The 19,633-nt window shown below is 70.7% G+C and carries 18 protein-coding genes and 2 pseudogenes; 7 read left to right on the plus strand and 13 right to left on the minus strand.

The annotated features are described in order from the left end of the window. Positions 1-123, plus strand: a pseudogene (locus VGD93_RS08695) (IS630 family transposase); the annotation flags it as partial. Between the two features lie 12 nt (positions 124-135). Here the strand turns inward: VGD93_RS08695 and VGD93_RS08700 are convergent. Together VGD93_RS08700 and VGD93_RS08705 are read right to left on the minus strand one after the other, a co-directional pair. Beyond that, entirely contained in the window at positions 136-411 is a 276-nt protein-coding gene (locus VGD93_RS08700; protein ID WP_395011162.1) for a DUF1150 family protein, read from the minus strand. Between the two features lie 14 nt (positions 412-425). Next, a complete protein-coding gene (locus tag VGD93_RS08705) occupies positions 426-845 on the minus strand; it encodes an Hsp20 family protein (RefSeq protein ID WP_395011164.1) in 420 nt (139 codons plus the stop codon). 135 nt (positions 846-980) lie between these two features. Here VGD93_RS08705 and VGD93_RS08710 point away from each other — a divergent pair, with 135 nt between their 5' ends. After that, entirely contained in the window at positions 981-1,832 is an 852-nt protein-coding gene (locus VGD93_RS08710) for a glycosyltransferase family 2 protein (protein WP_395011166.1), read from the plus strand. Between the two features lies 1 nt (position 1,833). On the opposite strand, the gene VGD93_RS08715 is transcribed toward VGD93_RS08710, so the two are convergent. The 8 genes from VGD93_RS08715 to VGD93_RS08750 all read right to left on the minus strand — a co-directional run bounded on the left by VGD93_RS08715 (position 1,834) and on the right by VGD93_RS08750 (position 8,656). Next, positions 1,834-2,724 carry a ribokinase gene (locus VGD93_RS08715; RefSeq protein ID WP_395011167.1) on the minus strand — a complete coding sequence of 297 codons (891 nt, stop codon included), beginning with the start codon at positions 2,722-2,724 and terminating at the stop codon, positions 1,834-1,836. Further along, positions 2,721-3,242 carry a DUF1697 domain-containing protein gene (locus VGD93_RS08720; RefSeq protein ID WP_395011169.1) on the minus strand — a complete coding sequence of 174 codons (522 nt, stop codon included), beginning with the start codon at positions 3,240-3,242 and terminating at the stop codon, positions 2,721-2,723. The genes VGD93_RS08715 and VGD93_RS08720 overlap by 4 nt, the downstream gene beginning before the upstream one ends. After that, a complete protein-coding gene (locus VGD93_RS08725; protein ID WP_395011171.1) occupies positions 3,239-3,847 on the minus strand; it encodes a YdeI/OmpD-associated family protein in 609 nt (202 codons plus the stop codon). Before VGD93_RS08725 ends, VGD93_RS08720 begins: the two co-directional genes overlap by 4 nt. After that, the gene (locus VGD93_RS08730) at positions 3,847-4,674 is read right to left on the minus strand and encodes an arylamine N-acetyltransferase family protein (protein ID WP_395011173.1); all 828 of its coding nucleotides are present in this window, start codon (positions 4,672-4,674) and stop codon (positions 3,847-3,849) included. Before VGD93_RS08730 ends, VGD93_RS08725 begins: the two co-directional genes overlap by 1 nt. Positions 4,675-4,778: 104 nt before the next feature. Continuing rightward, entirely contained in the window at positions 4,779-5,603 is an 825-nt protein-coding gene (locus VGD93_RS08735; RefSeq protein WP_395011175.1) for a universal stress protein, read from the minus strand. A 52-nt stretch (positions 5,604-5,655) separates the two neighbouring features. Further along, positions 5,656-7,278, minus strand: a complete 1,623-nt coding sequence (gene groL / locus VGD93_RS08740) for a chaperonin GroEL (protein ID WP_395011177.1) — start codon at positions 7,276-7,278, stop codon at positions 5,656-5,658. A gap of 27 nt (positions 7,279-7,305) precedes the next feature. After that, positions 7,306-7,911, minus strand: a complete 606-nt coding sequence (locus tag VGD93_RS08745) for a GyrI-like domain-containing protein (RefSeq protein ID WP_395011179.1) — start codon at positions 7,909-7,911, stop codon at positions 7,306-7,308. A 94-nt stretch (positions 7,912-8,005) separates the two neighbouring features. Next, positions 8,006-8,656, minus strand: coding sequence for a phosphoribosyltransferase (locus tag VGD93_RS08750; protein ID WP_395011181.1), 651 nt, complete (start codon positions 8,654-8,656; stop codon positions 8,006-8,008). 110 nt (positions 8,657-8,766) lie between these two features. On the opposite strand from VGD93_RS08750, the gene VGD93_RS08755 reads away from it, so the two are divergent. Beyond that, positions 8,767-9,738 (plus strand): ribose-phosphate diphosphokinase, encoded by a 972-nt coding sequence (locus VGD93_RS08755; RefSeq protein WP_395011183.1) that lies wholly within the window; start codon positions 8,767-8,769, stop codon positions 9,736-9,738. On the opposite strand, the gene VGD93_RS08760 is transcribed toward VGD93_RS08755, so the two are convergent. Both VGD93_RS08760 and VGD93_RS08765 read right to left on the minus strand, forming a co-directional pair. Continuing rightward, complete coding sequence (locus VGD93_RS08760; RefSeq protein WP_395011185.1) at positions 9,722-10,750, minus strand: hypothetical protein; 1,029 nt, start codon at positions 10,748-10,750, stop codon at positions 9,722-9,724. The genes VGD93_RS08755 and VGD93_RS08760 overlap by 17 nt on opposite strands. 105 nt (positions 10,751-10,855) lie before the next feature. After that, the gene (locus VGD93_RS08765; protein WP_395011186.1) at positions 10,856-12,040 is read right to left on the minus strand and encodes a hypothetical protein; all 1,185 of its coding nucleotides are present in this window, start codon (positions 12,038-12,040) and stop codon (positions 10,856-10,858) included. Between the two features lie 251 nt (positions 12,041-12,291). Here VGD93_RS08765 and VGD93_RS08770 point away from each other — a divergent pair, with 251 nt between their 5' ends. Together VGD93_RS08770 and VGD93_RS08775 are read left to right on the plus strand one after the other, a co-directional pair. Next, positions 12,292-14,982 (plus strand): GNAT family N-acetyltransferase, encoded by a 2,691-nt coding sequence (locus VGD93_RS08770; protein ID WP_395011188.1) that lies wholly within the window; start codon positions 12,292-12,294, stop codon positions 14,980-14,982. Further along, the gene (locus VGD93_RS08775; RefSeq protein WP_395011190.1) at positions 14,979-17,546 is read left to right on the plus strand and encodes a cation-translocating P-type ATPase; all 2,568 of its coding nucleotides are present in this window, start codon (positions 14,979-14,981) and stop codon (positions 17,544-17,546) included. The genes VGD93_RS08770 and VGD93_RS08775 overlap by 4 nt, the downstream gene beginning before the upstream one ends. 9 nt (positions 17,547-17,555) lie before the next feature. On the opposite strand, the gene VGD93_RS08780 is transcribed toward VGD93_RS08775, so the two are convergent. Continuing rightward, complete coding sequence (locus VGD93_RS08780) at positions 17,556-18,389, minus strand: universal stress protein (protein WP_395011192.1); 834 nt, start codon at positions 18,387-18,389, stop codon at positions 17,556-17,558. A 189-nt stretch (positions 18,390-18,578) separates the two neighbouring features. On the opposite strand from VGD93_RS08780, the gene VGD93_RS08785 reads away from it, so the two are divergent. Both VGD93_RS08785 and VGD93_RS08790 read left to right on the plus strand, forming a co-directional pair. Beyond that, complete coding sequence (locus VGD93_RS08785) at positions 18,579-18,953, plus strand: hypothetical protein (RefSeq protein WP_395011194.1); 375 nt, start codon at positions 18,579-18,581, stop codon at positions 18,951-18,953. Positions 18,954-19,092: 139 nt separating this feature from the next. After that, positions 19,093-19,633: pseudogene (locus VGD93_RS08790) on the plus strand (hypothetical protein); the annotation flags it as partial.

Consider the following 19,633-nt stretch of genomic DNA (forward strand, 5'->3'; position numbering starts at 1 on the left):
ATGCGCATGGCCCAGCGCCGAACCGTCCCCGATACATGGCGCCACATCGGCGCCCTCGTCCAATCCATCGAGCCAGAAGAATGCGCAAACTACTTCGCAAATGCAGGATATGCTTCAAACTAAGCCAGAACCGCTCTAGTGCAGTGCGACGATGCCGAAGTCCTTGCCGGCGAGCCACTCGGCCACGGCTTCCGTGCTGTCGGCGATGAGCAGCGGCGTGCCATCGGCCGACACCACGAGCTGGAACAGCGTGTCGCTGTCGAAATCGGGCTCGGCCATCAATTCGGCGAGCTTGCCGCCGAGAATCGGCTTGACGTACACCACCGCATTGCCGCCCAGCGCCATGAACTGGGCCGGCGTCAGGTGCCGCAGGGGATTGTAGGTCTGCTGTTCTTCCGGATGTTCTTGCATTCGTGTTCCCCTTTCTAGGCAGAACGGATGTCGATGCGGCGGGCTACCTTCTCCGCCTTGGGCCTGACGACGGCGATGACCAGCATGCCGTTGCGCAGCGTCGCTTCCCTGACCACAACGCCCTCGGCGAGCAGAAAGCTGCGCTGGAACTGGCGGGCGGCGATGCCGCGATGCAGGAATTCCCGCGTGCCGTCGTCTTTCTGCCGGCCGCGTACGAGCAGCTGGTTGTCCTCGCTGGTCACCTCGAGGTCGTCGGCGCCGAAGCCTGCGACCGCGATGGAAATCAGGAACGTTTCGGTGCCGTCGGCATCGATTGTGCGCTCGATATTGTAGGGCGGGTAGCCGTCCGCGGCCTTGGTGAGCCGGTCGACTCTCTCCTCGAAGGCGTCGAAGCCCAGCAGGAAGGGGGCCGAGAACATGGAGACGCGTGACATTTCTACCGTCCTTGCGAAAGCAACGATCGAAAATCGGCCCGGGTTACAGTGGCGCCGATCTTCTGGGCAGGATATGGGGCAAAGCGCGCCGGCCTTCAAGACCGGCCGGGATGCGGGCGGGAGGTGCGCGGCGGCATGAAACAGACGGTCTCCATCATCATGCCGGCGTTCCGGGCGGCCCCGTTCATCGGGGCGGCGGTGCGCAGCGTCCTCGCCCAGAGCTTTGCCGACTGGCTGCTGTTCATCATCGCCGATGACGGGTTCGACTACGCCGCTCTGCTCGCGTCCGAGGGGCTTGCCGATCCGCGCCTGCGCTTCCTTTCCTCGGGGACGGTCGGGGGCGGGGCGTCACGGGCCCGCAATCTCGCCCTCGACGTCATCGATACCCCCTATGCGGCGATTCTCGACGCCGATGACCGGTTCAAGCCCGCAAAGCTGGCGCGCGCCGTCGCGGCGCTGGCCGACTACCCCATCGTCACCTCGGCCCTCGACGTCATGGACGAGCACTTCCACCGGCTCCGCCTGGTCGGCGCCGGACCGGACCGGGTGCTGCGCCCGGGCGAGCACAAGTTCGTCTGCCTGTCCATGGATTCGATGCTCGTGTGGGACCGGCGCGCCTGCGACGCCCGCTACGACGCGACCCTGAGCAACATGACCGACCTCGAATTCCTGATGCAGCTCTACCGCACCGCCCCGCGCTCCTATCACCTCGGGGAGCCGCTGCACGACTACGTCAAGCGCACCCTTTCGATGAGCAACGGGCCCGGCGTCACCGCCGGCATGATCCGTTCCAAGCAGACCCTGCTGCAGCGGCTCGAACAGGGCCGCTATCCGATGGCGGACGCCGAGGGCCCCGAGGGGATCGCGGCCTTCCTCAGGCTTTCGCTCGCCGCCGAGGCCGCCTACCCGGCGGCGCTCGCGGCGAGCCCGGGCCTGCTGTTCGAGGACCATCTGGAGCCGCGCCTCGGACGGCGGGGCGGTATCTGAATCAGAGCGCGGCGTCGACCTGCCCGGCATGGGGAATGGCGGGCTGGGCCCCGGGCGTGAGACAGGCGAGGCTCGCCGCCACCGCGGCGCGGCGCATGGCCGGCTCGAGGTCGAGCCCGGCGTCGAGTCCGGCCGCGAAATAGCCGCAGAAGGTGTCCCCGGCGCCGACGGTGTCGACCGGGTCGACCGGATACGCCGGCACGCTGATGCTGTGCGTGGGGGTAGCGGCGCGCGCGCCGTCCGGCCCCAGCGTCACGATCACCGTCTGCCCGTGCGCCTTGGCCCACGCGGCCATCCGCGCCTCGAGCGCGTCCTGGCTGCCGTCGGCGAGCAGGGCGAATTCTGTTTCGTTGGCGATGACGATCGAGGCGGTTTTGGCCAGTTCCGGCGTCGAGGCGAGGAACGGGGCGGTATTGAGGATCGAGGTGACGCCCTGCGCCCGGGCCAGTGCCAGCCCCCGCGCCGTGGCCGCCTGCGGGATTTCCTGCTGCAGCAGCAGCACGTCGCCTCCTACCATCCCCGAGAGCGCCGCTTCGGCTTCGGCTTCTCCCATGGCTGCGTTGGCGCCGGGCAGGATGGCGATGACGTTCTCGCCCTGCCCGTCGACCAGGATCATGGCGATGCCGGTGGGGCCGGGAAAGGTCTTCAGCCCGCCCAGATCGACGCCGTCGGCGCGCAGCAGCCGCAGCGCATCCGCGGCGAAACTGTCGGTGCCGGCGGCACAGAACAGGCGCACCTGCGCCCCCGCCCGGCGCGCCGCCAGTGCCTGGTTGGCGCCCTTGCCGCCGGCAGCCGTCGAGAACTGCCCGCCGGGCACGGTTTCGCCCGGCCCGGGAAGGCGGCTGACGGTGCCGATCAGATCGAGATTGGTGGAGCCCAGAACGGTAATCACGCGCGTGCCTTGAGGATGGTGTTCCAGTTGCGCATCGTGAACAGCGTATCCTTGGGCAGCAGCTTGCCGAGATGCTCGAGGCCCTCGGTATAGCGCCCGTTGGGCAGCCTGTGTGCGATGAGATAGATTTCGCGCGCAGCGACGCGCGCCACCTCGATATGGGACGGCAGGCCGCCCAGGTCCAGTTCCGCCGGCAGCGTCCGCTCGGCAAGCAGCACGTGCAGGGCGACGTCGGCGGCCGGATCGACGCCGGCGAAGGGCTGCGCGCCGACCATGGCGTCGATCTCGGCCGCGCTGCGCAGCACCACCGCGACGGGGTAGCCGAAGCACGCTTCGATCCCCTCCTCGAGCCTTTTCCGCAGACCCGACTCCGAAGCTTCGAAACGGACATTGCCGCTGGCGAGGATGGTCTTGACCTCCCTCAGGCCCATGGCCTCGCAACACGCCTTGAGGTCGGCCATCTTCATCTGCCGCCGGCCCAGGTTGATGCCGCGCAGGAAGGCGACGAAATCGGTCATGGCCGCCGGCCTGCGCCATTGGGATAGATGGTTTCGCCGCGCTTCAGCATCTCGACGAAGGCCGCGATCTTCTTGGCCCGGCCGGCCGGGGTCTTCATGTTGTGGGTGCGGAAGGCGAGCGCGTAGCGGTTCTGCGAATTGAGGGTGGCGAAGGTTGCGCGCGCCGCGGGCTCCTTCTCGATCGCGGCCAGCAGGTCGGCGGGGAACTCCATCTGCCGCGCCCCTTGATAGGCACGGTCCCAGCGGCCGTCGGACTTCGCCGCCTCGACCTGGGCGAGGCCAGGCGGCTGCAAGCGGCCTTCGCGGATGAGGCGTTCGACGTGCGCCTTGTTGATCTCGCTCCAGATACTCTTGCTGCCGCGGGGACTGTAGCGCTGCAGGAAGCTGTTCGCGTCGAGGCCCTTGCGGATGCCGTCGATCCAGCCCCAGCACAGCACGACGTCCAGCGCCTCGGCGACGGTCACGGATGGCAGGCCGGAGCCCTTCTTGTGCAGCTTGAGCCAAACCTCGGCCTCGCGGGCGTGGTTCTCGGCCAGCCAGGCCTCGAATGCGTGCCGGTCCCTGAACTCGCGGATCCTGTCGGGTCGGGGAACGACGGCTGCCATCAGCTTGCCGGTGCCGGTTGGGCCAGCGCCTTTTCCAGCGCCGGCTCCAGCCTGTCGCTTTGCGGCAGGGTGATGCCGAAGGGGCCGCTCAGTACTTCCCGCAGCTCGGCCGTGCCCGACAACGTCCGCGTTTCCGCCGCCCCGCCCAGCGGATAGACGGTGAAGCGGTCATTGCGCAGCGCCAGGCGCCGCCCCTTCTCAGCCCGCGCTGCAATCAGATTGCCGCTGAAGGTCGGCCCCGACGAGGTCATGTCGTTGATCGACTGGTAGTCCTCGTAGCTCTTTTCCGACAGATCGAAGCTGTAGAGCGGCCGCCACGTCTCTCCCAGCCGGATCTCGAGCCGCCACTCCCCCTCGCCGCCGCTCAGGCGATAGGGCTCGTGCGGCGTATGTTGCTCCACATCGGCCTTGAGGCGCAGCGGCGCGGTCAACGTCTGCCCGCCGAAGCCGACATCGGCGATATAGGTCGCCCCGCCGATGTCGACGGCCAGCAGCACGTGGCTGACCGGCCGCTCGCTGCCCTCGGGGTGTCCCCACAGCACCCGCGCCCCCAGCCCGCGCACGGGAAAGCCGAGCGTCTCCAGCACGGCCTTGAACAGCAGATTGTGTTCGAGGCAGTAGCCGCCGCGCTTTTCGAACAGCAGCTTCTGCTGCAGGTTGGACAGGTCGAGGCGCACCGGGACCTGCATCAGCGGATCGAGGTTCTCGAACGGGATGACCGCCGGGTGCAGCGCATGCAGCAGTTCGAGGGTCTGCAGGGTCGGGGCGATCGAGCCGGCAAAGCCGATACGCTCGAAATAGGCGTCGATGTTGGCTTCTTCGCTCACGTTTGCGCTCCAGCCGATTCCGGGAGCGCCATAATGGTGAAGGCCAATGGCTTTGTCACGCTCGCGTGAAGCGGCAGCCTGCGGCGATGGCCCCCGCGGCCGGTTCAGTTGGACATGAAGCGGTTCACCGTGGGCGCCGCAAGCAGGTCGCGCGTCACCCCACCGAACAGCCATTCACGCAGCCGGCTGTGGCCGTAGCCGCCGGTGACGATGAGATCCGACCCCAGCCGGCCGGCAATCGCGGCGAGCGTTTCGGCCTGGCCCTGCTCGGCGGCATGGACATCGCCCTTGGCGGCGATATCGTGGCGCCGGAGCCAGGCGAGCAGGTCTTCCAGGCTGGCCTGTTCGGCGCCGAGGTCACCCTCGCTGATGCTCACGGCCACGACGGTGGCTGCGGCCTTGAGCAAGGGCAGGGCATCGGCGACGGCGCGGCGCGCTTCGCGCGTGTCCTTCCAGCCGATGACGACGGTCTCGGCCTTGATCTCGGCGGCGTCGGCACTGGCGACCAGCACCGGTCGGCCGGCGCCGAGCACGAGTTCACCGACGTCGACGCGGCGCAGATAGCCCGCGCCGGCGTTGTCGAGGTGCGAGCCGGTGACGATCAGGTCGGCCCGGCGCGCCGTCGCGGCGAGGCTGCGGTTGGGCGCTTCGATCGAACCGCGCCACGACACCTCGATGCCGGCTGGCACCGCCGCCCGGAACTGGGCCTCGGCCAACTGTAGCTGCGCCTCGATGTCGGCCCGCTCCTGGGCGTAGAACTCGGCGGCGGCGACGGCCCCGTCCACCCCGATCAGCGCGGGCGAGGGCTCGGCGGCGGCCAGCCCGATGAGGCTGGCGCCGAAGCGCCCGGCGAGGGCGGCGGCACATTTCACCAGCGCCGGGGAGACGGCATCGAGATCGACATTGACCAGGATCGTGCGGATTTCCATGAGGTTCCCTCAATTGCGATTACGCTCACTGCCGCGGCACGGCAGCGATCGACTATAGACCCATCTCCGGAGACGGCAGCCGCGCCGCCTCCGGCTCGGGAATTTCGGTCATCGTTGCCTCGGTCAGCAGCAGCACGCTGGCGACGCTGACCGCGTTCTCGAGCGCGATGCGCACCACCTTGGCGGGATCGATGATCCCCGCCTCGACCAGATCCACATAGGCCTTGGCGCCGGCGTCGAACCCGGTGGCGCCCTGGCCCTCGAGCATGCGGGCCACCACCACGCCGCCGTCGGTCGCCGAGTTTTCCGCGATCTGGCGGGCCGGCGCTTCGATGGCGCGGCGCAGGATCATGACCCCGGTGCGCTCGTCGCCTTCGCACTTGCCCGCCTCGTCCTCGATGGCGGCGGCGCAGCGCAGCAGCGCCAGCCCGCCGCCCGGCACGATGCCCTCGGCGGCGGCCGCCTTGGTGGCGCTGACGGCGTCGTCGAAGGCATCCTTGCGCGCCTTCATCTCCGCTTCCGTCGGTGCCCCGACGCGCACCACGGCAACGCCGCCGGCGAGCTTGGCCAGCCGTTCCTCGAGTTTCTCCCGGTCATAGTCGCTGGTGGCCTTCCTGATCTCGCGCCGCAGCTGCTCGATGCGGCCGCTGATCGCCGCCTTGGCACCCTGGCCGCCGATGATCGTGGTCGAATCCTTGTCGACCACGACGCGCTTGGTCCGGCCCAGGTGCTCGATGGCGACGTTCTCGAGCTTGAAGCCGAGGTCCTGCGAAATGACCTGCCCGCCGGTAAGCACGGCGATGTCTTCCAGCATCGCCTTGCGGCGGTCGCCGAAGCCTGGCGCCTTGACGGCGCAATTGTGGAAGGTGCCGCGGATGTTGTTGACGATGAGGGTGGCCAGCGCCTCGCCCTCCACCTCCTCGGCGACGACGAGCAGCGGCGCGCCCGACTTGGCCACCGCCTCGAGCAGGCCGATGAGGTCGGCCAGCACGCTCACCTTGCCGTCGACGATGAGAATCAGGGCGTCTTCGAGCTCGGCCTCCATGCGCTCGGCATTGGTGACGAAATAGGGCGACAGGAAGCCGCGATCGAACTGCATGCCCTCGACCACTTCCAGCGCCGTCTCCGTGGTCTTGGCTTCCTCGACGGTGATCACCCCTTCGCCGCCCACCTTTTCCATCGCTTCGGCGACGAGCGCACCGATGGTGGCGTCGTTATGCGCCGAGATGGTCGCGACCTGCTCCTTTTCCTTGCGGCTTGCGACCGGGCGCGACAGCTGCTTGAGCGCCTCCACGGCGCGCCTGCTGGCGCGGTCGAGGCCGCGCTTGATGTCGATGGCGCTGGCCCCGGCGACGACGTTGCGCAGCCCGTCGGCAAAGATGGCCTGGGCGAGGATCGTCGAGGTGCTGGTGCCGTCGCCGACCATCTCGCCGGTCTTTTCCGCCGCCTGGCGCAGCATGCGGGCGCCGAGATTTTCCTCCGGGTCCTTGAGATCGAATTCCTTGGCGATGGTGACGCCGTCGTTGCACACCAGCGGCGCTCCCCATTTGCGCTCGATGAGCACCGATTTCGAGCGCGGGCCGAGCGTCACCCGCACCGCATCGGCAAGCTGGGTGGCGCCGTTGAGAATCTTTTCGCGCGCCTCCGAGCGGAACAACACCTGCTTGTGCGCCATGGCCCCACGTGCCTCCCGACCGCGCCCTCAGTTCGCCTTGAGTTTCGCCGCGTCCTCGGCGGAGACCTGCATGTAGATCTCGGTGAGCAGTTCGGCGTCGGGCACGGCGCCGGGCTCGTTCAGGTAGATTTCCCAGGATTTGCCGGCCGGTGCCATGCCGGCAGCCTGCATCCGCGCCTCGATGGCCCGGTAGGTCGCCGCCAGCCCGTCATAGGCCCCTTTGTGCACCGCCTTGAGCGCGTGGCCCGAAGGCGTGGTCCCGGCAAGCACGGGCCCGGCCGCCTTGCCGGCATCGGCCGCCGCCACCGGGAAGCCGACATCGGTGGTCATCTGCCCGTCGGCCCAGTTGCTGTAGACGGCGAGGGGCGGACCGAGAGGGACGATGTGCGTCTCGGCCAGGAACCGACCCAGTGTCGCGAAGGCGGTGTCCATCACCTGCCGGATCTCGTCCGGCTGCATCGATGAGCGGGCGGTGACATAGAGCATCGGTTGCGCGGCGACGTCGACGGCGGTGAGGTCCACGGTCTGCTCCTTTTCAGTAGCGCTACCGGCCGCTACCGGCCGGTCCTGCCCGTTCGCGGCGGTGGCGAGCAACAGGAGGATGGCGGCCGCCAGATACCCGAGCCTGCGCATGACGATCTCCCCGGCAGTCCGTGGCTGCCTCATGGCGCATGCTAGGAGCGTGCCATGGCCTCGCCTTGACGCGCATCAAACCGTCCCGCGCGGCTCAGCCCCGCGGTGAAGCCGTATGGGCGGCCATGGCGTCAACCACTTCGGCATCCGTCACCTGGTCGAAATTGGCGTAGCCCTGCCCGACGGCCCAGAACGGGGAGGGGGTCTCGAGGCAAACCACCTCGTCGGCCTCCGCCTGCATCTCGGCCACCGTGTCGGCCGAGCCGATCGGCACCGCCACCACGACCCGCGCCGCCCGGCGCGCCCGCGCCGCCCGGATTGCCGCCTTCATCGTCGCCCCCGTGGCGAGGCCGTCATCGACGAGGACCGCCGTCTTGCCCTCCAGCTCGAGCCGCGCTCGCGTGCCCAGATAGGCGGCGCGCCGGCGGTCCAGTTCCGGCTGTTCGGCCTTCGCCATGGCGCGCACCTCGGCCGGGGTCAGGCCGCACAGCCGCATCACCTCCGCGTTGATGACCGGTTCGGCCTCGCCGCCGTCGGCAATGGCGCCGACGGCCAGTTCCGGCTGGCCCGGCGCCCCGATCTTGCGCACCAGGATGAGGTCGAGCGGCAGCCCGAGTTGCGCGCAGACCTCCCGCGCCACCGGCACGCCGCCGCGCGGCAGCGCCAGGACCACGCCGGTCCCGAGCTCGAGGGCGCCGAGCCGCTGCGCCAGCGCCTGGCCCGCCGCCTGGCGGTCGTGGAACATGGGCGCCTCCCGGCGGCTCTCGGGGCCGCTCGACTTGGGGTTTGATCCCGGTCAACTTCTCCGTCAGGGTGGGTTGCGATGCTCGTTTGCAACCATGGCTGGAATCCATCATGCGCCTTTTTGCCCTCGAAGGTACACACGTTCTTGGCCGGGCCGTGGCGGCAGCGATCGGCACCGACCTCGCCCCCCTGGAGGAGCGCGAGTTCAGCGACGGCGAGCACAAGTCCCGGCCCCTGATGAGCGTGCGCAACGAGGATGTCTACGTCCTGCACAGCCTGCACGGCGGCGGTGCGCAATCGCCGGCCGACCGGCTCGTCCGGCTGCTGTTCTTTCTCGCCGCCTGCCGCGACAACGGCGCGGCGCGCCTGACCGCCGTCGTCCCCTACCTGGCTTTCTCGCGCAAGGACCAGCAGACCAAGCCGCGCGACCCGGTGACCACCCGTTACGTCGCCGAGCTGCTCGAGGCGGTGGGCACCGACGCCGTCGTCACCATGGAGGTGCACAACGTCGCGGCCTTCCAGAACGCCTTTCGCTGCCGCAACGTGCATCTCGATACCCAGCACCTGTTCACCACCGCGGTGGTGGCGCGCTCCGCAGGCCGCCCCGTCGTCTTCCTGGCTCCGGACAGCGGCGGCATGCGGCGCGTGCAGGCGCTGCGCGAGACCTTCATCGCCGAGACGGGGCGCGCCGCCGGTCTCGCCATCATGGAGAAGCGCCGCAGCGAGGACGTGGTCTCCGGCAATCTCTTCGCCGGCGAGGTCGCCGGCGCCGACGTCTTCATCCTCGATGACATGATCGCCAGCGGCGGCACGGTGCTGCGCGCCGCCAGGGCTGCCCGCGAACGCGGCGCCGCCCGCGTCTTCGCGCTCGCCGCCCACGGCCTGTTTGCCGGCGGGTCGGCCGCGCTGTTCGGCGGCACCGATGTCGATGCCATCCTCGTCACCGACAGCATCCCGCTGCCGGAGGGGCTCGATACCGGGGGCCGGCTCGAGATCGTCGGTTGTGCCGGACTCATCGGCGAGGCCATCGAACGGCTGCATGCCGGCGGCTCCATCCACCGGCTGCTCAACCCCCGGCCCTGATGCATTCCGCTTCCGCCAGTGCCAGGTAGGCCTGCGCCGCTGCGGGCCAGTGCTCGGGCCGCTGCGGCTCGGGGTCAAGCAGGTGCGCCATGCAGATGCGGGCCCTGAGCACGGCGCGGAAGGCGCCATAGGTGTGCAGCAGGGCCGGCTCCGGGCGGCCGCCCAGGACGTCCTCCAGCGTCGCCAGCAGCAGCGGCCGGATCCAGCCGGCCCCCTGCCGCTCACACTCGAGGCCGAGATAGTTGACCTCGTCATAGGGGTCGAGGATGCGCATCTCGCGGTCGAACTCGAGGCAGTCGATGGCCACGATCGGCCGCCTGAGGCAGATGTGCTCCGGCCGCAGGTCGCCGTGGCCCTCGACGATCCGGCCGGCGGCGATGCGGGCATGGATGGCCGGTGCCCAGCGCTCGAGCAGCCCCTCCACCCGGCCGAGCAAGGCGGCGTTGGGTTCGGTCCGCGTCGCCCAGCCCTGGCGCAGCAGCAGTGCGCGGTTGACCGTGCTCTCGCGCTCGAGATGCCGCGGATAGACCCCGCCGCCGCGCACCTGTGGCCTCGCTGCCGCGTAGAAGCGGCCGAGTATGCGGCCGATATCGACAATTTCGGCGGGCATGACCCGGCCGGCGGCAATGCGGTTGTCCAGCATTTCGGCGGCAGGCAGTTGCTCCATTTCGATCAACCAGTCGACGATCTCGCCGCTGTCGCCCCCCAGCGTCAACCCGCCCTCCCGGCCGCGACGCAGCGGCACGATGCGGCGATAGACGTCTCCGGCCAGCCTCCGGTTGAGCCGCACTTCGGTCAGACAGACGCGGCGCCGCGCCGCCAGCGTGGTGAAGTCGAGGAAGGGGTAGCGTACCGGCTTCTTGAGCTTGTAGGCGAGGGTGCCGGTGAGGAAGACGCACGACATGTGCGTCTCGATCACGTCGACGCGGGCCGGGGCGTGCGGATAGGCGGCCGGCGCCGCGAGGAAGCGGCGTTTTTCGGCAAGGCCGGCAGCGGCAGGCGGCGGTTTCATCGGTGGCCAGCTACCTGCATGGGCGATACCGCGTCCGGGCTGATGAACCCGCATTGGGGTGGGTCGCGCCGTCGCCGTCAAGGCCGGGCCGCGCCCCGCCCGTCTTCAGGGCGCCGGTGCGGCACTCGCGGGCGGTCCCTGCGCCTGCAGCCGCGCCGCGTCGGCCCTGCTCCAGCGCACCATCAGCACCGCCGCGATGACGCCCAGCCCGAACACCAGCAGCAGCAGCGACAGCAGCCAGCCCAGCAGCGGGATCGCGCCCAGCGCCCCCGCCGCCAGCAGGGCGATGGCCAGCACCGCGACGCGCTTGAGGTTGCTGTCGATGGCGACGAAGGCGCCGGCGATCCTGAGCCCGGCCAGGTAGACGCCGGCGAGATAGCCGAACAGGCACGCGATGCCGACGAAGATGGCGACGATGGGCACGGCGAGCAGGCCGACCAGCGTCAGCACGAATACCGGCACCAGGCCCAGCAGCGAGGCAAGAGCGAGGATGCCGAGCCCGAACTTGCGGAACGGTCGCGTCTGCGACACCGTCTCCAGCTTGCCGAGGCCCCGCGGCATCAGCGCGATGAACGCGGCCCCGACGAGCAGCAGCAGCAACCAGCCGGCGACGGCGATCCACACCGCCGGCCACAGCCGCCGCGCCACGGTGTCGGCGGCTGTCCTACCCGCCTCGCCCATGTAGTCGGGTGGCGCGAATTGCGTGAACGTGACCCGCTCCGCCGCGGCGACGCTCGCCGGCACCGCGATTTCCTTGGGCGCCTGGATGGTGAGGGTGCCGTCGACCCGGGCGCCCGGTGCGAAGCTGATGCTTTCGCCGAAGAAATTGAGATCGCCGCCGATCGGGCCGTCCAGCGTCAGCGTCTGCGCCGAGATCAGGGCGGAGCCTTCGATGGGGGCCGCAACCGTCACGCTCTGTCCGGCGAGGCGGGCATTGCCACCCACGGGCGCCGCGAAGCGCAGCGTCACTGTGTTGCCGGCGGCAGTGACGTTCCCTCCCACCCCGCCGGTGACGTTGACCGAAAAGCCGAAGGCGTAGAGATCCTCGGCGATGGGCGTGTCGGCGTCGACGTCGAACCCCGCCATGTGCGCGTCGCCGGGCACCGGGGCGCCGAGCGAGACGTCGCCGCCGGCGACGAAGGCGTCGCCGGCAACCGGCGACTGCAGCACGACGGTCTGGCCGGCGGCGTACTGATCGCCGCCGAAACTGAGCCGGGCCTCCTCGGCGCCTGCGGCGGCAGGCAGCGTCGCCAGGACAACGGCCAACAGCAAGGACAGAGGCAGTCTCATCGGAGGCTCCTGCGCTCGGGTGGGCCTGCCGGTCTGGCGGGACCAGGGGACGACACTACGGGCGTCGCGTGCCAAGGCCTTGATTTGCGTCAATCGGCATGGCGCCCGGCGGCACCGGCTCCGCTTGACCGAAGTCAATGCCGGTGGGAAGAGGAAAAGGCCAGTTACCGGGCGCCGGCAACCCCGGAAGAACAAGCGGCCGTCAGCGACGTCCGCCTGGTGTACGGACCGAACTGGAGGGCGAGCCGCCGATGAGCATCCGCAATCTCGAGGGCGCCCTCGATCCGGCCTCCGTCGCTGTCATCGGCGCATCGCAGCGCCGTGGCGCAGTGGGCGAGGTGGTGCTGCGCAACATCGTTGCAGCTGGCTTCCGCGGCGCCGTCTACCCGGTGAACCCCAAATATGACGAGGTTCAGGGCCTGCGCTGCTATCGCCGCGTTGCCGACCTGCCCGAGGCGCCCGACCTCGCCGTGATCATGACGCCGCCGGCGACGGTGCCGCAACTCGTCTCCCAGCTGGGCGAGCGCGGCTGCCGGATCGCCGTCGTCATCACCGCCGGGATCGGCGGGGAGCTGCGCCAGCAGCTGCTGGATGCGGCCCGGCCGCACCTGCTGCGCCTCATCGGTCCCAACACCATCGGCCTGTTGGCGCCGCACCTCGGGCTCAACGCCAGCTTCACCCACATCGCACCCGCTCCCGGGCGGCTGGGGCTGATCTCGCAGTCGGGCGCCATCGTCTCCTCGATCATCGACTGGGCCTATGCCGAAGGCATCGGCTTCTCGCACGTGCTTTCGCTCGGCGATATGGGCGACGTCGATGTCGGCGATTGCCTCAACATCCTCGCCGCCGACTCGAAGACCGCCGCCATCCTCATGTATCTCGAGTCCGTCCCCGAGCCGCGCAAGTTCATGTCGGCGGCGCGCGCCGCGGCGCGCATCAAGCCGGTCATCGCGGTCAAGCCCGGCCGCCACGAGGCGGCCGCACGGGCGGCTCTCACCCATACCGGCTCCCTCGCCGGTGCCGACACGGTGATCGATGCCGCGCTGCGCCGCGCCGGCATCATCCGTGTCGACGACCTCGAGGATCTGTTCAATGCGGCCGAGATCACGGCCCGCTTCCGGCCGATGTCGAGCGGGCGCGTGGCCGTGGTCACCAATGGCGGGGGCGCCGGGGTGCTGGCCGTCGACCGCCTGCTCGATGAAGGAGCGACGCTGGCGACGCTGGCCGATGCCACGCTGCAGCGGCTGGATGCGGAGTTGCCGCCAACCTGGTCGCGGGCCAATCCGGTGGACATCATCGGCGATGCGCCGCCCGGTCGCTACCGCGCCGCCCTCGAGGCGGTCGCCGCCGACCCGGGCGTCGATGCCGTGCTGGTGATGAACTGCCCGACCGCGCTGGCCTCGCCGGTGGAGGCGGCTGCGGCCGTCGCCGGGCTCGTCGACAAGGGCACCATCGGGGGCAAGCCGGTCCTTGCCTGCTGGCTCGGCAAGCACGCCGCCGACCCGGCACGCGCGGTGCTGCAGCAGGCCGGCGTCGCCAGCTTCGACACCCCGGTACAGGTGGCCGAGGCGGTGGCGCTGCTGACGCGCTGGTCGGTGCTGCAGCGCAATCTGGAGCGCGTGCCCGCGACCCGCGGCGAGATCGCCGTCGATACGGAAACGGCGCGCGCCGTCATTGCCGCGGCGGCCGCCGAGGGCCGCAGGCTGCTCACCGAGGACGAGGCCAAGGCGGTGATTGCCGCCTACGGCATCCCGGTGCCCGAAACGGTGCTTGCCGTCGACGAGGACGCGGTTGCTGCCGCCGCGGAGCGCCTGCTGCGCGGAAATCCGGCCGTGGTCGTCAAGCTGCGCTCGGCCACCATCACCCACAAGTCCGACGTCGGCGGGGTGGTGCTCGGTATCCGCGACGCCGCCGGTGCCCGGGCGGCCGCGGCCGCCATCCGCGAGCGCGTCAATGCCCTGCCGGGTGGCACCGTCGACGGCTTTACCGTGCAGCCGATGATCCGGCGCAGCCTGGCGGAGGAGCTGATCGCCGGCGTCGCCACCGATCCCAGCTTCGGGCCCACGGTTTTGTTCGGCGCAGGCGGCACCGGCGTCGAGGTGATCAAGGATACCGCCACCGGCCTCGCCCCGCTGGACGAGGTGCTGGCCGGCGAACTGATCGAGCGGACTCGCATCAGCCGCCTGCTCGCCGGCTATCGCGACCGCCCGGCTGCCGATCGCGCCGCAATCGTGCGCGCCTTGCTGGGCCTGTCGCAGCTGGTCGTCGACTTCCCGGCGGTCGTCGCCGTCGACGTCAACCCGCTGCTCGCCGACGCCGATGGCGTCATCGCCCTCGACGCCCGGGTCGAGCTCGACCTCGCGCGCCTCGACGAGCCCGCCCCCAACCGCAGCCTCGCCATCCGCCCCTATCCGTCCGGCTGGGAAAAGACCGTCGTCGACCGCTCGGGCGCGCGCTTCACGCTGCGGCCCATCCGGCCGGCCGACGTCGCGCTCTATCCCGCCTATCTGGGGCGCGTCGATCCCGAGGACATGCGGCTGCGCTTCCTGATGCCGATGAAGGTCATCCCGCCCGACCTGATGGTGCGGCTGACCCAGCTCGACTACGATCGCGACATCGCCTTCGTCGCCCTCGAGGCCTCGGGCGAACTCGCCGGCATCGTGCGCTACGCCTCGGGGCCCGAGCGCGATGCCGCCGAGTTCGGCGTGCTGGTGCGCAGCGATCTCAAGGGACACGGCCTCGGCCGGGCGCTGATGCAGCACCTCATCGACTACGGCCGCGCCGAGGGCATCGGGCGCCTCGACGGCTTCGTGCTCGCCGAGAATGCGCGCATGCTGGCGCTGTGCCGCGAACTCGGCTTCGACGTCGCCGTGGACCCGGCCGATCCGCAGCGGCTGCGCGTGACCCTGCCGCTCGCCGACGCGGGGCACGCCCCGCCGTGAGCGCCGGCCGCCAGCTGCCGGGGCTGTCGGAATCCGAGGCCCGGGCGCGGCTCGCCGCCTACGGGCCCAACCTTTTGCCCGCCGACCGCGCGCGCTCGTTCCTCACGGTGGCATGGGGCATCGCGACCGAGCCCATGTTGTTGCTGCTGCTGCTGGCCGCGCTCGTCTACATCACCATCGGCAGCATTGCCGAAGGCCTGATGCTGCTGGCCTTCGCCCTGTTCAGCATCGGGCTGACCGTCTTCCAGGACTGGCGCGGCGAAAACGCGCTCAAGGCCATGCGCGAACTCGGCGCACCCTCAGCCAGCGTCGTGCGCGACGGCGTCGAGCGCCGCATCCCCGCGAGCGAAGTGGTGCCGGGCGACCTCATCGTCATCGGCGAGGGCGAACGCATCGCCGCCGACGGCCGGCTGGTCAGGGCGACCCAGCTCGCCGCCGACGAGTCGCTGCTGACCGGGGAAAGCGTGCCCGTCAACAAGCGGGCCGCCGCCGCTGTTTCCCAGGATGCGCCGGTCCCGGGCGGCGACAACCAGCCCTTCGTCTATAGCGGCACGCTGGCGGTGCGCGGCCATGGCCTCGCCGAGGTGAGCCGCACCGGCAGCCAGACCCAGGCCGGCCGGATCGGCGCCTCGCTCGCCACCATCGTCCAGGCCCAGACCCCGCTGCAGCAGGTGACCGGCCGGCTCGTGCGCACCTTCGGGGTGATCTCGATCGCCGTGTGCACCGCGCTCGTGCTCTACTATGGCGTCGTCCTCGGCGACTGGCTGCAGGGCCTGCTGTCGGGCATCGCCCTGGGCATGGCCATGCTACCCGAGGAGTTTCCCGTCGTCCTCACCATCTTCCTCGCCATCGGCGCCTGGCGCATGGCCCAGGTCAGTGTGCTGGCGCGGCGGCCCGCGGTGATCGAGACGCTCGGGGCGGCGACGGTGCTGTGCGTCGACAAGACCGGGACGATTACCGAGAACCGCATGCGCGTGCGCGTCCTCGACAGCGGCACGGAGCGGCTGGCGGTACAGCCGGGGCAGGCGGTCCCGGCCGCCTTTGCCGGCCTGCTCGAGGCGGCCTATCTGGCGACCCGGCGCGGCAGCTACGATCCGATGGATGCCGCCGTGCTCGACCTTGTCCCCGAGCGCATCGAGGCGGCCCTCGCGGACGACTGGGGGCTGGCCCGCGAATACGGCCTCACCCCCGAACTGCTGGCCGTGTCGCAGCTGTGGCGCGACGCCGGCGGGCGCTTCCGTGTCGCCACCAAGGGCGCGCCGGAAGCCGTGGCCGAGCTGTGCCATCTCGATGCGGACGAGCGGCAGCGTCTCGCCAGGCGCGTGCATGAGCTGGCCGGAGAAGGGCTGCGCGTGCTGGGCATCGCCGCCGGCGAATGGACGGGCGCCGTGCCGCCCGCCGATCCGCACGCATTCAGCTTCTGCTTTCTTGGCCTCGCCGGCTTCGAAGACCCCGTGCGCGCCTCGGTCCCCGCCGCCATGGCCGAGGCGACATCGGCCGGCATCGCCGTCAAGATGATCACCGGCGACTATCCCGAGACGGCGCGCACCATCGGGCGGGCAGCAGGCATCGATCATCAGGGCGCTGTGCTCACCGGCTCCGATCTGGACCGATTGGACGAGGCGGCGCTGAGCCGGGCCGTACACGACACCGGCATCTTCGCCCGCATCATGCCCGAGCAGAAACTGCTGCTGGTGCGCGCCCTGCAGGGGCGCGGCGAAACCGTGGCCATGACCGGCGACGGCGTCAACGACGCGCCGGCGCTGAAGGCTGCCGACATCGGCATCGCCATGGGCGCGCGCGGCACCGACGTGGCCCGCGAGGCGGCCGGAATCGTCCTGCTTGACGAGGATTTCGGCCGCATCATCACCGCGGTCAGGCTGGGCCGGCGCATCTTCGACAACCTGCGCAAGGTCATCATCTACATCGCCGCCATGCACGTACCGATCGCCGCGCTTGCCTTCCTGCCGCTGCTGTTCGGCCTGCCGCCCGCCGTCTACCCGCTGCACGTCGTCATCCTCGAGATGATCATCGATTCGATGTGCTCGATCGCCTTCGAGGCGACGCCGGAAGAGCCCGGCATCATGCGCCGCCCGCCGCGGCCGCGGCGGCAGCCGGTCGCCGGCTTCCCGCAGGTGCTGCTCGGTCTCGTCCAGGGTGGCCTGCTCGCCGCGGCGGCCGTCGGCATCTACGCCTGGGCGCTCGCCTCGGGGGTGCCCGAGGACACGGCCCGGACCATGACGATCGTCGCCACGGTGGCCGGCAACATCGCGCTGGTGCGGGTCAACGCCACGCACGATCCCGGGCTGCTGCTGTCCGGCCGCGCCGTGCAGCCGACCTTCTGGCTGATCGCCGCGGTGGCGGTTGCCGTGGTCGCCGCCGCCGTGCTGGTGCCGCAGCTGCGCGTGCTCTTCCAGTTCGGCCTGCCGACACTGCTGCAGCTGGCGCTGGCCATCGGGGCCGGGCTGGCGGCGGCGGTTGCGGCCGACGTCCTCAAACTGGTGCCGCGCGTGCGCCGCATCCTCGGGGCGCCGCCGGCGCCGGCCGGCGCGCCGCGCGCCTGACGCTCGCACTCAGTGCGACATCAGCACCGGCAACCGCACCCCGTCGAGCACCGAGCGGGTGGCGCCACCGAGCACGAACTCGCGCATGCGGTTGTGGCCGTAGCCGCCCATCACCAGCAGGCCGGCGTCCTGTTCGAGGGCGAGGTCCTGGATGGCGTCGCCGAGCGGCGCCGCCCCCAGCCTCCCTTCGACGTGGCCGGCCTCTACGTTGTGCCCGGCGAGGAAGCGCTGCACCTCCGCCACCGTCGCCGCCGCCGGCTTGCCCTCCTCCTCGAAGGTGGCGAGGGTGACGTGGCGGGCGTGGCCCAGCACCGGCAGGGCGTCGCGAACAGCGCGGGCCGCGGCCCGACTGCCGTCCCAGGCAATGACGACGCTGAGCAGATGCGCGGGCACGTCGGCAGGTGGAAACAGGATGGCCGGCCCGCCTGCCCCGAAGATCACGCCCTCCGCCATGCCGGCCTGGTCGGGGCTGTTCGGGTCGAGCACCAATAGCACGTAGTCGCAGGTCCGCGCGGCGCGCGCCATCTCGACCGGGACCAGTTCCGTGCGGCAGCGGACGGTGCGGGTGGAGAAGGGCAGCCGGAAGAACGTGGCCAGTTGTCCGAGTTCGGCGCCGAGAGCCGCCCCGCGCGCGCGGCTCGTCGCTTCCGCCTGCGCCGCCATGGTGGAGACGTCGAGCACCACCTCGGCCAGCAGGTTGTGCAGCGGCGGGACGTCGACCTCGTGCACGAGCGCCGTCACCCTGCCGCCCAGCGTCGCCGCGAGGTCCAGGGCGCGGCGCAGGCCGGCTGCCGGCGTCGCGTCGGGGAAGGTCGCGATCGGGACGATGAACTCGAATGCCATGTGCCCTGCCTCCGCTGCCGGACGGCGCAGGCGCCGTCGAGGGCCTCGTGCACCCTAGCCGCGGGCCGCTCCTGCCCCTTGACCCAAATCAATGTCGGTAGAGGCCGTTGCCCCGCATGTTGGCGGCATGTTCGAGTTGCGGGTTGCATGCGGCCGCGCCATCCGGACGGAGGCAAGCAAGGAAGATCCATGCCGAACCCGATCAGCCACATCATACTCGAACTGGCGCGCGAGCCCGGTCACCCGCACGGCGACCGCAGCCACGCCTATCATCTCTACGTGCCGCTCGATGAGGCCGGCCGCATCGATGCGGAGGGCTGGCGCCGCGAGCGCGCCCTGTGCCGGGTGCGGCGCTTCCGGCCCGGCGAGGCCGAGGCCCGCGGCCAGATCGTGCACGGCCCGGGTGGGCGCTGGACCTTCGACTACATGGAAGAGACATCGCGCGACGACGAGGTCGGCTTCCGCTTCGGCGATGAGCGGTTCGTCGTCGGCGAGTATGTCTCCATCCGGGAAGACGACGGTGACGTGCACACTTTCCAGGTCGTGCAGGTCAAGCCGGTGTAGCGGACGGCGCGCCCCGAGGGCGCTGCCGGAGGCGAGGCCGGGCAATTGCGGGGGACGGGAAAATGGCCCACAATGACACATGGGGGCCGCCGCCTGAGCGGGCTGCGCGCCCGTGCGCAATGTTGGCCCGGAGCTCGGCGTGCCGCGTGCCTTTGCATGGGTGGGATTGGCGCTGTTCGCCGTGCTGGCGCAAGGCGCCGCGGTCGGCGCTGCCCGGGCGGCAGGCTGGACGGCCAGCGACGTCCGGGGGACGGTGGTCAAGCTCGTCCGCGGCGAATGGCAGGAATGCGAGCGCGGCGCCAAGGTGGCCGAGGAGGCGACGCTGCGCACCCTGCGCGGGCGCCTCGTGCTCGAACACGACCTCGGCAAGATCAGCCTCGGCGGGGGGACGACCATCCAGCTGGGCGGGAATGGCGGCGGCACCACCGTCGTGCAGTATTCGGGGACGGTCGTGGTCGAGGCCGGCGGCGGACAGATTGCCGTCGAGACGCCGATGCTGGCGGTCGTGGCCGGCGACGGCGTGGCGACGGTCGCCTATGACGGGGCCGTTGCCCGCGTGCGGGTCGACAGGGGCACGGTCACGGTGCTCGACCGCGTGCGCGGCGGCAGCGCGGTGCTCGCTGCGGGCCAGGCGGCGGTCGGCACCGCGGCCGGCATCGGCATCGGCGGCGAGGCCGGGG

The sequence above is a fragment of the Devosia sp. genome (assembly GCF_036406155.1).
In the GTDB taxonomy this organism is placed as follows: Bacteria; Pseudomonadota; Alphaproteobacteria; order Rhizobiales; family Devosiaceae; genus Devosia_A.

Excerpts from the sequence above, each read along its gene's own strand:
- VGD93_RS08700 (WP_395011162.1), bottom strand. The coding sequence starts at position 411 with ATGCAAGAACATCCGGAAGAACAGCAGACCTACAATCCCCTGCGGCAC.
- VGD93_RS08705 (WP_395011164.1), bottom strand. The coding sequence starts at position 845 with ATGTCACGCGTCTCCATGTTCTCGGCCCCCTTCCTGCTGGGCTTCGAC.
- VGD93_RS08710 (WP_395011166.1), top strand. The coding sequence starts at position 981 with ATGAAACAGACGGTCTCCATCATCATGCCGGCGTTCCGGGCGGCCCCG.
- VGD93_RS08720 (WP_395011169.1), bottom strand. The coding sequence starts at position 3,242 with ATGACCGATTTCGTCGCCTTCCTGCGCGGCATCAACCTGGGCCGGCGG.
- VGD93_RS08725 (WP_395011171.1), bottom strand. The coding sequence starts at position 3,847 with ATGGCAGCCGTCGTTCCCCGACCCGACAGGATCCGCGAGTTCAGGGAC.
- VGD93_RS08735 (WP_395011175.1), bottom strand. The coding sequence starts at position 5,603 with ATGGAAATCCGCACGATCCTGGTCAATGTCGATCTCGATGCCGTCTCC.
- groL (WP_395011177.1), bottom strand. The coding sequence starts at position 7,278 with ATGGCGCACAAGCAGGTGTTGTTCCGCTCGGAGGCGCGCGAAAAGATT.
- VGD93_RS08745 (WP_395011179.1), bottom strand. The coding sequence starts at position 7,911 with ATGCGCAGGCTCGGGTATCTGGCGGCCGCCATCCTCCTGTTGCTCGCC.
- VGD93_RS08750 (WP_395011181.1), bottom strand. The coding sequence starts at position 8,656 with ATGTTCCACGACCGCCAGGCGGCGGGCCAGGCGCTGGCGCAGCGGCTC.
- VGD93_RS08755 (WP_395011183.1), top strand. The coding sequence starts at position 8,767 with ATGCGCCTTTTTGCCCTCGAAGGTACACACGTTCTTGGCCGGGCCGTG.
- VGD93_RS08760 (WP_395011185.1), bottom strand. The coding sequence starts at position 10,750 with ATGAAACCGCCGCCTGCCGCTGCCGGCCTTGCCGAAAAACGCCGCTTC.
- VGD93_RS08765 (WP_395011186.1), bottom strand. The coding sequence starts at position 12,040 with ATGAGACTGCCTCTGTCCTTGCTGTTGGCCGTTGTCCTGGCGACGCTG.
- VGD93_RS08770 (WP_395011188.1), top strand. The coding sequence starts at position 12,292 with ATGAGCATCCGCAATCTCGAGGGCGCCCTCGATCCGGCCTCCGTCGCT.
- VGD93_RS08780 (WP_395011192.1), bottom strand. The coding sequence starts at position 18,389 with ATGGCATTCGAGTTCATCGTCCCGATCGCGACCTTCCCCGACGCGACG.
- VGD93_RS08785 (WP_395011194.1), top strand. The coding sequence starts at position 18,579 with ATGCCGAACCCGATCAGCCACATCATACTCGAACTGGCGCGCGAGCCC.